Origin of the sequence: Micromonospora sp. CPCC 206060 (assembly GCF_036906895.1) — a bacterium.
In the GTDB taxonomy this organism is placed as follows: Bacteria; Actinomycetota; Actinomycetes; order Mycobacteriales; family Micromonosporaceae; genus Micromonospora.
Map to the genome: position 1 here is coordinate 1 of NZ_JBAKHU010000112.1, position 12875 is coordinate 12875.

General features: G+C 72.1%; 11 protein-coding genes and 1 pseudogene. 8 read left to right on the plus strand and 4 right to left on the minus strand.

What is annotated here, in order from left to right; all coding sequences use genetic code 11:
- The 5 genes and pseudogenes from V6U90_RS31055 to V6U90_RS31075 form a co-directional block, all read left to right on the plus strand.
- Positions 1-256, plus strand: a pseudogene (locus V6U90_RS31055) (hypothetical protein); the annotation flags it as partial.
- Positions 253-1818: a glycosyltransferase family 2 protein gene (locus V6U90_RS31060; protein ID WP_334444343.1), complete on the plus strand. Its 1566-nt coding sequence runs from the start codon at positions 253-255 to the stop codon at positions 1816-1818. The pseudogene V6U90_RS31055 and the gene V6U90_RS31060, both read left to right, overlap by 4 nt.
- Positions 1819-1823: 5 nt before the next feature.
- A complete protein-coding gene (locus tag V6U90_RS31065; RefSeq protein WP_334444345.1) occupies positions 1824-3107 on the plus strand; it encodes a nucleotide sugar dehydrogenase in 1284 nt (427 codons plus the stop codon).
- A gap of 112 nt (positions 3108-3219) precedes the next feature.
- On the plus strand, positions 3220-4611 hold the full coding sequence (locus V6U90_RS31070) for a glycosyltransferase (protein WP_334444347.1): 1392 nt from the start codon (positions 3220-3222) through the stop codon (positions 4609-4611).
- Positions 4608-6803 (plus strand): glycosyltransferase family 4 protein, encoded by a 2196-nt coding sequence (locus V6U90_RS31075; RefSeq protein ID WP_334444349.1) that lies wholly within the window; start codon positions 4608-4610, stop codon positions 6801-6803. Before V6U90_RS31070 ends, V6U90_RS31075 begins: the two co-directional genes overlap by 4 nt.
- Before the next feature lie 40 nt (positions 6804-6843).
- Here the strand turns inward: V6U90_RS31075 and V6U90_RS31080 are convergent, their stop codons facing one another.
- Positions 6844-7383 carry an acyltransferase gene (locus V6U90_RS31080; protein WP_334444351.1) on the minus strand — a complete coding sequence of 180 codons (540 nt, stop codon included), beginning with the start codon at positions 7381-7383 and terminating at the stop codon, positions 6844-6846.
- Between the two features lie 30 nt (positions 7384-7413).
- Positions 7414-7785: a DUF952 domain-containing protein gene (locus tag V6U90_RS31085; RefSeq protein WP_334444353.1), complete on the minus strand. Its 372-nt coding sequence runs from the start codon at positions 7783-7785 to the stop codon at positions 7414-7416.
- A gap of 119 nt (positions 7786-7904) precedes the next feature.
- Between V6U90_RS31085 and V6U90_RS31090 the strand changes: the two genes are divergently transcribed.
- The 3 genes from V6U90_RS31090 to V6U90_RS31100 all read left to right on the plus strand — a co-directional run bounded on the left by V6U90_RS31090 (position 7905) and on the right by V6U90_RS31100 (position 10435).
- A complete protein-coding gene (locus V6U90_RS31090; RefSeq protein ID WP_334444355.1) occupies positions 7905-8216 on the plus strand; it encodes a hypothetical protein in 312 nt (103 codons plus the stop codon).
- Positions 8217-8323: 107 nt separating this feature from the next.
- Positions 8324-9013 carry a response regulator transcription factor gene (locus V6U90_RS31095; RefSeq protein ID WP_334444357.1) on the plus strand — a complete coding sequence of 230 codons (690 nt, stop codon included), beginning with the start codon at positions 8324-8326 and terminating at the stop codon, positions 9011-9013.
- Between the two features lie 12 nt (positions 9014-9025).
- Positions 9026-10435 (plus strand): sensor histidine kinase, encoded by a 1410-nt coding sequence (locus V6U90_RS31100; protein WP_334444359.1) that lies wholly within the window; start codon positions 9026-9028, stop codon positions 10433-10435.
- A 15-nt stretch (positions 10436-10450) separates the two neighbouring features.
- Here the strand turns inward: V6U90_RS31100 and V6U90_RS31105 are convergent, their stop codons facing one another.
- Entirely contained in the window at positions 10451-11413 is a 963-nt protein-coding gene (locus tag V6U90_RS31105) for a TAXI family TRAP transporter solute-binding subunit (protein ID WP_442933707.1), read from the minus strand.
- Between the two features lie 95 nt (positions 11414-11508).
- Positions 11509-12189 (minus strand): hypothetical protein, encoded by a 681-nt coding sequence (locus tag V6U90_RS31110; RefSeq protein WP_334444361.1) that lies wholly within the window; start codon positions 12187-12189, stop codon positions 11509-11511.
- Positions 12190-12875: the final 686 nt, after the last annotated feature.

A 12875-nucleotide genomic window follows, 5' to 3' on the forward strand; every position in this document is an offset into this window, starting at 1 on the left:
GCGGGCGGTGCGGGCGGTGTTGGCTGATCCGGGTCGGTACCGGGCGGCGTACGACCGGCCGGGGTTGTTGGAGAACTGGACGTGGGAGGCGCAGGCGCGGGTGCTGGACGCGGTGTACTCGCGACTGCTGCCGGACGCCCCCGGCCCGCTCGACGACACCCACGGCGCGGCCCACGACATTCCCGGCCCGGTGTACGACACCCCCTCGGTGGCGGACCTGACCAGCGCACCGCCGAGGGCGGGAGTCACCGCGTGACCACCCCGGACGTCACCGTCGTGGTGGCGGTCTACAACACCATGCCGTACCTCACCCGCTGCCTGACCTCGCTGGTCGAGCAGAGCATCGGGCGGGACCGGATGGAGATCGTCGCGGTCGACGACGGCTCCACCGACGGCAGCGGCCGGGAACTGGACCGGTTCGCCCGGCTCCACCCGGACACCGTGCGGGTGGTGCACCAGCCCAACTCGGGCGGTCCGGCGGTACCGAGCAACCGGGCCCTGGACCTGGCCCGGGGCCGGTACGTCTTCTTCATCGGCGCCGACGACTACCTCGGCCCGGAGGCGCTGGCCCGTCTGGTGGCCGCCGCCGACCGGTGGGGCTCCGACGTCGTCCTCGGCCGCACCCTCGGGGTGAACAGCCGCAACATCCACCAGGCGATCTTCGCCAGCACCCAGGAGCAGGTCGACCTGTTCGACTCGGCGCTGCCCTGGTCGCTGTCGAACACGAAGCTGTTCCGGCGGGAGCTGATCGAGCGGTACGCGCTGCGCTACCCGGTGGACATGCCGGTCGGCAGTGACCAGCCGTTCACCATCGAGGCGTGCGTCCGGGCCAACCGGATCTCGGTGCTGGCCGACTACGACTACTACTACGCGGTCAAACGGCTCAACGCCCGCAACATCACCTACCGCAGCCGGCACATCGAGCGGCTGCGCTGCGTCGAGTCGCTGATGACCTTCGTCGCCGGCCTGATCGAGCCGGGCAAGCAGCGCGACGCGGTGCTGCTGCGGCACTTCGCCTGGGAGACCGCCCGACTGCTGGAGGACGACTTCCTCAAGCTGGAGCGGGGCGTGCAGGAGCAGGTCCACGCCGGGGTGCGCAGCCTGGCCGAGCGGTACCTCACCGACCACATCCGGGGGCAGCTCGACCTGGAGGGCCGGCTGCGGATCTCGATGGCCCAGCGGGGCAGCCTGGACGACCTGCTCGCGGTGATCCGCCAGGACGCCGAGCGGGGCGTACCGGCCACCGTGGTGGCCGGCGACCGCTGGTACGCCGCCTACCCCGGCTTCCGGGACGCCAACCGGGACTTCCCGGACGACTGGTTCGAGGTCACCGAGAGTGCCGCCGACTGGCTCGCCAAGTGTGACGTCACCTCGATCGGCTGGGAGGGTACCGAGGCCGGGCGGGTGCTCACCGTCACCGCCCGCAGCCCCCGCTCCGACCTGCTGGCGCTCAGCGCCGAAGTGTCGATGAGCGTGGGTGACACCCCGGCGACTACCCTGGAGACGTCGGCCGACGCCACCGGCACCACCATCCGGGCCGGTTTCCCGATGCACCCGCTGCTGACCAGGATCGGGCCGGGCGGTGAGCTACGGTCGGTGCTGGTCCGGGTCACCACGCCGGAGGGCACCGGCAGCGCGCCGGTGCGGGTACCGCGCCGTCCGACGGTGCCCCGGATGATCCACCGCCGGGGGGTACGGCTGCACCTGATCACCCCCACGACCAATCACAAAGGCCAGCTCGTGGTCGCCATCACACCTGTCACCCCGCGTCGGGTCATCGCCCGGCTGCGGCGCAGGTGGCCTCAGGGAGGAAAGTAGTAACCATGAACATCTGTGTCGTCGCGCTCGGCAAGATCGGTCTGCCGCTTGCCGTGCAGTTCGCCACGAAGGGCCACCGGGTGATCGGTGCCGACGTCTCCGAGCGCGTGGTGGGACTGGTCAACGACGGGGCGGTGCCGTTCCCCGGTGAGGCCGACCTGGACGTCAAGCTCAAGGAGGTCGTCGCCGCCGGCCTCTTCTCCGCCACCACCGACACCGCCGCCGCCGTCGCGCAGTCCGAGGCGGTCGTGGTCGTGGTGCCGCTCTTCGTCGACGCCGAGGGCGTGCCGGACTTCGGCTGGATGGACGACGCGACCCGGGCCATCGCCGCCGGGCTGAAGCCGGGCACCCTGGTCAGCTACGAGACCACCCTGCCGGTGGGTACCACCCGCAACCGGTGGGCGCCGATGCTGGAGCAGGGCTCCGGGCTGACCGCCGGCAAGGACTTCGCCCTGGTCTTCAGCCCCGAGCGGGTGCTCACCGGCCGGGTCTTCGCCGACCTGCGCCGCTACCCGAAGCTGGTCGGCGGCATCGACGAGTCGTCCGCCCGCCGGGGCGTCGAGTTCTACGAGGCGGTCCTCGACTTCGACGAGCGCACCGACCTGCCCCGCCCGAACGGCGTCTGGGACCTCGGCTCCGCCGAGGCGTCCGAGCTGGCCAAGCTCGCCGAGACGACCTACCGGGACGTCAACATCGGGCTGGCCAACCAGTTCGCCCGGTTCGCCGACACGGTGGGCGTGGACGTGATCAAGGTCATCGAGGCCTGCAACAGCCAGCCGTACAGCCACATCCACTCGCCGGGTATCGCCGTCGGTGGGCACTGCATCCCGATCTACCCCCGGATGTACCTGTGGAACGACCCGGCCGCCACGGTCGTGCGCTCGGCCCGCGAGGCCAACGCGGCCATGCCGGAGTACGCCGTCGACCTGCTCGCCGCCGCCTACGGCGACCTGACCGGGGCGAACGTGCTGGTGCTCGGCGCCGCCTACCGGGGCGGGGTCAAGGAGACCGCGTTCTCCGGGGTGTTCGGCACCGTCGAGGCGCTGCGCCGGCGGGGTGCCGTCCCGTACGTCTCCGACCCGATGTACACCAACGAGGAGTTGGCCGCGCACGGGCTGCCGCCGTACGACGGTGAGCCGGTCGTCGCGGCGGTCATCCAGGCCGACCACGCCGAGTACCGCACCCTCGCCCCGGCCGACCTGCCGGGCGTGCGGGTGCTGGTCGACGGCCGCCGGGTCACCGACCCGGCCCGCTGGACCGAGGTCCGGCGCGTCGTCATCGGCGGCTGAGCGGCCCACCGCCAGCCCGTACGGTCGAGGCACGTCCACCCCAACCTAAGAAAGCGCGATGCGACCTCACCACAACCCGCTCGATCCGCGTCCAACCGAGGGATCGACGCAGGTGGACGGCGGTCCGGCAGTCGGCGACGGCCTGCCGGACCGCGCCGGCGCCGACCCGGGCGTGCCCACGTCCGGTCGGCCGCTCCGGGTGCTCTACCTGTCGTTCTTCTTCCCACCCAGCCGGGCCAGCGGCGTGTTCCGGGGACGGGCCACCGCCAACCACTTCGCCCAGGCCGGCTGGGACGTCACCGTCATCACCGCGCCCCGGGAGTTCTTCAGCTACTACCTCGACAAGGCGAGCGACCCGACCCTGGAGGCGACCGTCGACCCCCGGGTCCGGGTCGAACGCCCGCCGATGAACACCTACCACTGGGAGACCGACGTCCGGCGGTTCGGCCGGCTGCGGAAGAACTTCCCGGTGGTCACCGACCGGTTCTACCGGCGGGTGCTCAGCTCGTTCCTGCCGGAGCACTACGTCGGCTGGATCCCGGGGCTGCTCGCCCGGGCCTTCAAGCTGCACACGAAGCAGCGCTTCGACCTGGTCGTCGCCACCGGTAACCCGTTCGTCTCGTTCGCCGCCGCCTGGGCGCTCGGCAAGACCTGGCGGGTGCCGTACGTGGTCGACTACCGGGACGCGTGGACGTTCAACCAGTTCACCGAGGAGATCCGGTTCGGCGAGGGCACCAAGACCGCCGCCTGGGAGGCCCGGGTGCTGCGGGACGCCGCCGAGATCGTCTTCGTCAACGACGGCATGCGGCAGTGGTACGCCGAGCGCTACCCGAACGCCGCCGACCGGATGACCGTGGTGCCCAACGGCTGGGAGCCGGAGTTCGTCGGCCGGCCCGCGTTCAGCCCGCCCGACCCGGACCGCCCGTTGCGCTTCGGCTACCTTGGCACCGTCACGCCCTACCTGCCGCTGGACGTTCTCTTCGACGGTTGGCGCCGAGCCCGTGAGCATCCGCTGCTCGCCGACGCGGAGTTCAACATCCACGGCCACCTGGGGTTCTTCCCGGAGTCGGCAGCCGCGCTCCGGGAACAGATCGAGCAGCACGCCGACGCCGGGGTGCACTACCGGGGTGCCTTCGGCAAGGCGGAGGCCGCCGGGGTGTACGCGCAGACCGACGTGCTGGTCTTCTGTGTGCCCGGGGCGAAGTACGTCACCTCCGGCAAGGTGTTCGAGTACATGGCCTCCGGCAAGCCGGTCGTCTCGGTGCACAAGCCGGACATCGCGGCGGCGGAGGTGCTCCGGGACTACCCGCTGTGGTACGCGGGCGAACAACTGGACGCAGAAACGGTGGCGCAGTCGTTCATCGCGGCTGCGGAGGGTGCCCGCAAGTGTGACGAGACGCAGTACCGTGCGGCGCTCGCCCACGCCGACAACTACACCCGTAGCGCAACCCTCAGCCCCTGGGAGGCCCGGATGCGTGCCCTGGTCGAGGAGCGGTCCCGGTGAGCCTGCCGAAGAAGGTCGTCTACCTGGCACTCGGTCCGTTGCGGACGACGGGCGCCCGTACCCACGCCGCCCGACTCGCCGCGACGGGCGCCACCGTCCGGCTGATCGTCAACGACCTTCCCGAGTGGGCCGGGGCGGAGCTTCCCGCCGGGGTGACCCTGCACCGGATCACCGCACCGGACTCCCGGGCGATGATCAAGACAGCCCGGCGGCTGCTGTTCGCCCGGGGTGGCCCGCTGGCCGACGCCGACCTGCTGATCGCGGGTGACCCGCAGTCCATGCCGGTGGCCTGGGACGCCCTGCGTCGACGTCCCGATCTTGCCGTGCATCTGGAACCCGTCGAGGACCCGTCCCGCCGGCCCGGACCGGCGGACCTGGCGGTGGTCACCCCCTGGTACCCGTCGGAGAACAACGCGCTCGCCGGGGCGTTCGTCAAGGCGGCGATCGGTGCGGTGGCCGGGGAGTTCGCCCGGGTGTCGATCCTGCACACCGAGGACTGGGCCTACCCGTACGACTCGAAGATCGCCCAGTTGGTCGGGGTGGCCGCCCAGCGGCTGACCGACCGGTGCGGCCAGGTGACCGTGCGGTCCACCCCGGAGGGCGAACTCACCCGGTGCACGGTGCCGATCTCCTCCCGGCGGGACTATGCGGCCTGGGCGACCGCACACGCCAACGCGCTCGCCGCCAGTCTCCCCACCGGGGTGATCGAGGCACCGCTGATCCACGCGCACACCGGGATCTACGGTGGGGTCGCCGCCGTCCGGTTGGCCCGTCCGGATGCCCGGATCGTGGTGACTGAGCACGCGACCTTCCTGCCGCAGGTGTTCAAGCAGCCCGCAGCCCGCAAGCTGTACGACGAGATGCTCAGCCGGGTGGACGTGCTGCTCTGCGTCGGTGGTGGGCTGCACCAGTTGATCAGCCAGCAGTTTCCGCACCACGCGGCGAAGCTGCGGATCGTGCCGAACGCGATCGACTTCGACGACTTCGCCTGGCGCCCGGAACCGCCCCGGGAGCCGCTGCGCTGGCTCTACGTCGGTCGGCTCAGCGAACACAAGGGGGTACGCCCGCTGCTGGAGGCGTTCGCCCGGATCTCCGGCGAGAAACCCACGGCGAGCCTGACCCTGGTCGGTTCCGGCGCGCTGGAAGACGAGTTGCGGACCAGGGTGCGGGAGCTCGAGCTGACCGAGCGGGTACGGCTGCTGCCGGCCGTGCCGCCCGACCAGGTCGCCGGGTTGATGCACCGACACGACCTGCTGGTGCATGCCAGCCGGATGGAGACCTTCGGGATGACCGTGGTCGAGGCCATCGCCACCGGTACCCCGGTGTTGGTGGCCCGCAGTGAGGGGCCACTGGAGACCCTCGCCGGGCTGGACGGGGTGGCAGGTCGGCTTTTCGACATCAGCGACGACCCCGAGGTCATCGTCGAGGCGTACCGCGAACTCGACAAGAGGTTCGACCAGTTGGACCTGGCGGCGGCCCGGGAGTCCCTGCTGGCCCGTTACGGTCGGGTGGCGGTCGGCGCGCAGCTCATGGACGCGTACCGGGGTTCCCCCACTGCGGCGGGACCCAGCGAACCGGTGGTGCCGGTCGGCCCGGCAGCCGTGCAGTCCGGGGTGGCCCCGTCGTCGGTCGCCCCCACCGGGGAGCGCACCGTCGTGGTGGCGATCAGCCCGCCCAACTTCAACCTGGTCCGGGACTTCGTCCACCGCCTGCTCGGCCTGGGCATCGCGGTCGACGTGATCACCAACGACCCGAAGCTGTGGCAGCGGTCCGCGGTCGACGAGCGGATCCGCCTGCTGCCGCTGGACGCCGCCGAACGGCGGCGCCCGGTGCTGCGCGCCGAGCGGCTGCTGGTCTACCGGGCACCGGGCAAGGTGCTCTCCGTCGCCCGGGACCGGGCCCGCCGGCGGGACGCCATCTGGCCGGAGCTGGCCGTGTCCAACCTGCAACGGGTACACGGCAAGCTGGCGAAGAGCTTCCACAGCTCGGTCTTCTACGGCGGGTACCGCGTGGTCCGGCCCCGGGTGCTGTGGCGGATCGTGCAGCGGGACATCCTGCCCAAGCTGGACCTGGCCCGGACCAGCCGGGTCGTGGTCAGCGGGGTCTACGGTGTGGCGATCGGCTGGCAGTTGGCCCGGCGCCACCCCGAACTGACCGTCACCACCGCGCTGGTGACCCCGGAGTCGGACTGAGTGGTACCCCGGGTGGCGATCCGCCACCCGGGGTACCCGGTCACTGCTGCGGGGGCGTCGACACGTCCCGGGAGACCACGTCGCCCCGCTCGTTGACCCAGCCCTTCGGCCGGGCCGGGTTGCCGGCGACCAGCTGGTACGGGGCGACGTCGCGGGTGACCACCGAACCGGCCGCGATCATCGCGTACGAGCCGACCTCGATGCCGCAGACCAGGGTGGCGTTCGCGCCGATCGAGGCACCCCTGCGGATCGTCGTCGGGGTGATCTCCCAGTCCGGGTTCTGCGCGCGGGGCCGGAAGTCGTTGGTGAACACCGCGCAGGGGCCGACGAAGACCTCGTCCTCGATGGTGACGCCCTTGTAGACCGACACGTTGTTCTGCACCTTGACCCGGTCACCGATCACCACGTCGGCGTCGACGTAGACGTTGCGGCCGATGACGCAGCCGGCCCCCACCTGCGCGGTGGACCGGATGTGGGCGAGGTGCCAGACCTTCGTTCCGTCGCCCACGCGTGCGCCCTCCTCGACGTCGGCCGTGGGGTGTACGAAGACCGGGTCGGACGATTCGGTGTTCTTGGTCATCGCGGCAGCATATCGAGGCCGTCCCGCCGGTCAGCCGGTGACCGCACCCGGCCCACCCGCCGCCCGGGCCAGCACGGCGGTGACCGCCTCGTCGACCGGCGTACCGGCCGGCAGGTCGTCAACGGCGACCACCGCGTCGACCGGCAGCGGGCCGTACAGGTGCGGGAAGAGTGCCCCGCCCCGGGAGGCCTCCCAGCGCAGCCCGGCACCGAGCCGGGTCGGATCCACGGTCAGCAGGGTCAGCCCGGTCACCCCGGCGAAGTGCCGGCGGGCGGTCTCGGCGAGCTGGTCGGCGGCCGAGAAATGGATGAAACCGTCGTGGTGGTCGACCGCCGAACCGGCGTACCGGCCCTGCGCCCGGGCCTGGTCCCACTCGGTGGCGGCCAGCAACTTGTAGATCACCGTGGCAGCCTACGCCCGGCTCCGGACCGCCGGCCGGCGTCGATTTCGCCGGTACCACCACCGGTGGCGGGAGCCGCCGGGCATGCTCAGGTGAGCGGCCAGCACATGAGGGAGCAGTGATGGACGGGTACGACGAGGACTGGAGCGCGGACCAGCGTGCGCTCTACGACGAGTGCCGCCGCGCCGGGCAGGAGTGGGCGGCTGATCCGGGCACCCCGACCGACGACCTCCAGCACGTGATCAACCTCGCCGAGGCGGACGACGACGCGTTCGACATCGCCGAGATCGACTACCCGCCGCTGGTCGACGCGGTCGTCGAGGTGACCGGGGAGAACATCACCAGCGTCCCCGCCAGCCACGCCGACCCCGGCTTCCGGGGCTTCGTGGACGGGGTACGGGAGACCGTCGCCGACGACGTCTTCGGGTTGTGACCGCCCCGGAGCCTCGTATCCTGATCCGGGCCGGAACACCCGGCTGACACGGATAGGGGTGTCTCCGCCCGCCTGGTGGCTGCGCGATCCGCCTCCCGACCCGCACAATGTGCGCAGCCGTGCGGGGAGGGAGACCGGGGTTGCGGATCCTGCTGGTCGAGGACGACCGTCGGGTGGCCGGCGCGCTGTCGTCGGCACTGACCCGGCGAGGGTACGACGTCGAGCACGCCCCCACCGCCGAGGCGGCGCTTTCCGCCGCGCCGTGCGACCTGGTGCTGCTCGACCTCAATCTGCCCGACGGCGACGGCCTGGAGGTGTGCCGGGCACTGCGCCGACGCAGCGCGCAGCTCGGCATCATCGCGGTGACCGCGCGTGGCGAGGAGCGTGACCGGGTGCTGGGGCTGCGGGTCGGCGCCGACGACTACGTGGTGAAGCCGTTCTCGATGGGTGAGTTGCAGGCCCGGATCGAGGCGGTGCTGCGGCGGGCCGCGCACACCCGACCGGAACGGGACCTGCTGGAGGTGGGTCGGATCAGCATCGACGTCGCGGCCCGGACGGCGGCCGTGGACGGCCGGCCGGTGAGCCTGACCCGCAAGGAGTTCGACATCCTCGTCTCGCTGGCCCGCCAGTCCGGCCTGGCCGTACCCCGGGACCGGATCGTGCTCGACGTCTGGGGTACCACCTGGACCGACCGGCACACCGTCGAGGTGCACGTCGGCTCGTTGCGCGGCAAGCTGGGCGACCCCCGGCTGGTGGAGACGGTCCGGGGCGTGGGCTACCGCCTGCGCGGCGAGTGACCGGAGCCCTCGGTGCGTCGTCGTCTGGTGATCAGCTACCTGCTGCTGATGGTGCTGGTGCTGCTGGCCCTGGAGACTCCGCTCGCGATGATCCTGGCCACCCGGGAGACCGACCAGGTACGGGCGGACCGGTTGGCCGACGCGACCCGGTACGCCTCGCTGGCCGGTCCGGCGCTGCGGGACGGGGTGGTCGGTCCGCTCGGTGCCGAGCTGGCCAGCTACGACGAGCTGTACGGCATCGGCGCGGCGGTGGTCGACCGGGACCGCCGTGCGGTCGTCCTCTCGCCCCGCTACCCGGATCCGCCGGGTGCCGAGGAGGCGGTCCGGACCGCGCTCGCCGGCCAGCAGTTCACCGGTCCGGCGGCGGTCTGGCCGTGGCAGGGTGCGCCGATCGTGGTCGCGGTCCCGATCAACGACGGTGGCGAGGTGCTCGGCGCGGTGGTCATCTCCAGCCGGGCCGACCCGGTACGCCAGGCGGTGACCACCTGGTGGCTGCTGCTCGCCGTGATCGGGGTACTGGCGATGCTGGCCTGCGTGCTGACCGCGATCCGGATGGCCGGCTGGGTGCTGCGCCCGGTGACCGAGCTGGACGCGGTGACCCACGAGATCGCCGAGGGGGACAGCGCGGCCCGGGTCCAGTACCAGCTCGGCCCGCCGGAACTGCGCCGGCTTGCGACGAGCTTCAACGACATGGCCGACGCGGTCTCCGACGTCCTGGACCAGCAGCGGGCGTTCGTCGCGCACGCCAGCCACCAGTTGCGCAACCCGCTGACCGCGCTGCGGCTACGGGTGGAGGAGTTGGGTGCCAGCCTGACCGACGAGTACAGCATCGCCGAGCACCGGTTCGCCCTGGAGGAGACCGACCGGCTGGCCCAGGTGCTCGACGCGCTGCTCACCCTGGCCCGGGCCGAGCGGGCGCAGAACCAGCGGGTCACCGTGGACGCCGCCCAGGTGGCGGCCTCCCGGGTGACCGCCTGGGAGCCGTTGGCCCGCCGCCGTCGCATCACGCTGCGGCTGCTCGGCGGGGGCACGCCGCTCTACGCCCGTACCGTGCCCACCGCTGTCGACCAGGCGCTGGACGCCCTGATCGACAACGCCGTCAAGTTCAGTGACGAGGGCGGTTCGGTGGAGGTCGCCGTGGGGCCGGTGGACGGCGGGGTCGGACTGTGCGTCCGTGACCAGGGCCGGGGGATGACCCCGACCCAGCTCGGCCAGGCCACCGAACGGTTCTGGCGGGCCCCCGACGCGCAGAACGTCGAGGGGGCCGGCCTGGGGTTGACCATCGTCGCTGTGCTGGTCGACGCCTCCGGTGGGCGACTGAGCATGTACCCGGCCGAACCGAAGGGGCTCGCCGCCGAGCTGTGGTTCCCGGTGGCGGAACGCACGCCGCAGGCGCAGCACGAGTGCGTAACCGGCTCATGATCCGCGTCAGCGGCGTCAGGGCTTGGTCGACCGGTAGTACTCGGCCGCGCCCGGGTGCAGGGTCAGGGGTGCCACCGCGATCGCCGAGCGGGGACTGAGCCGGCCTGCCGCCGGGTGGGCCCGGGCCAGTTCCTCGCGCCGCTCCATCAGCAGCCGGGTCACCTCGTGGACCAGCCGGTCCGGCAGGCTCGGGGCGACCACCAGGTAGTTCGGGTTCGCCACCGTGGTCACCGCTTCCACGCCGTACACCGAACGTGGCACGTCCCGGGAGACGTACACCTCGCTGTGCAGGCGGCGCAGCGGTTCGGTCCACTGGCCGAGGTCGACTATCCGGGCCCGGGTACCCCGGGCGAACTCGTCGATCGCCTTCACCGGCAGGCCGCCGGAGAAGAAGAACGCGTCGATCCGGCCCTCCCGCAGCGCGGCGACCGAGGCGTCGAGACCGAGCCGTTCCCGCCGGATCGCCGTACCGCCCAGACCGGCCACGGAGAGCAGCCGGTTGGTGGTGATCTCGGTACCGGATCCCGGTGCGCCCACCGACACCCGGCGTCCGCGCAGGTCCGGCAGCCGGCGTACCGGGCTGTCGGCGGTGGTCACCAGGTGCAGCAGGTCATCGTAGACGCGGGCCACGCCGAGCGGGCGGGGTCCGGTGTCGGTCGACGCGGAGGGCAGCACGTCGGCCTGGGTGAAGCCCAGCTCGGCCCGGCCGGAACTGACCAGGGCCACGTTCTCCGCAGAGGCCGCGGTGACCACGACGGTGGCCCGTACGTTCGGCAGTTCGCGGTTGAGGATCGTGGCCAGGGACTGACCGAAGGCGTAGTAGACGGCGGTGGCGCTGCCGGTGGCGATGCGGATCTCCACCGGTTGCGGCGGATCCTCCGTGCACGCCGAGACCAGGAACAGGGTGGTGACCAGGAGCGTCAGCGGTGCCCGGAGGCCGTCGCGCCACCGCTTCCGGACCGACCAGCCAAGGATCACGCTGAACTGTCCGACAGCCGGGGCGCACTGCGCAACCCCTGTTCCGGGTTAGGCGCGGAGATACCGTCCGATCGGATGAGGTGGTGACCGGCGGCTCAGTGGCCGAGGCTGAGGGGCGACGGCGGGGCGGCGTGCTGCATGATCCGCTCCGCGTCGGCACCGTTGCGTACGCTCACCACCGTGCAGCCGGCGCCGGGTACCAGCGTCGCGGGTACCTCCAGCACCGTCGCGCCCCGGACCAGCACGGCGGCCAGGTCCTGGTCGTTGAGGCGTACCCCCAGGATGTGCTTGCGCACGTGCCGGCCGGCGCCGAGCAGCGCGGCCCGCCAGGCGGCGGCGGCCAGTCGGGGACGCCAGACCCGGCGGGCGGCGGAGGTGCCGCCGGTGGACGGGGTGAGCAGTTCCTGGCGGCCCTGCCGCCAGCCGGTCTCCACGGCCGCCGCGTAGGCCACCCGGTCGGTCCGGGGGACGTAGAGCCGGTGGAGCTGGTACCGGCGGCGCAGGCCGCCGGTGGTCACCTCGTGGGCGACGGCGATGTCCAGGCGGGCCAGCAGGTGCTTCATCCGTTCCGCCGCCGGTTCCTGGTTGAACTCGATCATCCCGGTCCGGTAACCCTCGGACTGCCGCCACGGGCCGACATCGGTCAACGGTGCCGCACTGCACCGGGTCAGACAGGCGAGTTCGAACGCGTCGGCCAGGACCAGCCAGTCCAGCCGGGGGCCCACCGGCGTTGGAGGGAATCGCCGAGGGGGTAGCAGGAGGGTGTCGGTCGCCATGGTCCGCTCCCGGGTGCTCGGTGTCGGGTTTCCATCACGGTGCTGGTTGACGACGCCGGGCGGTACCACTCCGGGCCAGCCTTGAGGAAATCTTGCGCGGAGCGGGTGCCCCGGTCGTGCCCCCGCGAGGGATATCCCCCGAATGTGGGTGCCCCGGCGCTTGCCGGGTGCGATCGGCGTCACGTCACGTCACGTCACGTCACGTCACGTCACGTCACGTCACGTCACGTCACGTCACGTCACGTCACGTCACGTCACGTCGGGTAGGGCCGGGGGAGGGCCGGGTGCGGTGTTGAGCGCCTGTCGAGCTGCTCCGTCTGTGCTATCGGAGATCTCGCGTCGCGTGCCCGCTGGCCGCCGGCTGCTGCCCGTTGCCCGTTGCCCGTTGCTCGCGGTTGCCGGTTGCCGGTTGCTCGTTGCTGCTGTTGCTCGTTGTTGCTGTTGCTGTTGCTCGTTGTTGCTGTTGCTGTTGCTGTTGCTGTTGCTGTTGCTGTTGCTGTTGTGCCGGGCCGGGCTCGGCCGGGCGCGTGCTGCTCCGTTTGTGCCAGCAGCTCGACAGTGTCTTGACCTCATACCCGCGCCCCGCGCCCCGCGCCCCGCGCCCCGCGCCCCGCGCCCCGCGCCCCGCGCCCCGCGCCCCGCGCCCCGCGCCCCGCGCCCCGCGCCCCGCGCCCCGCGCCCCGCGC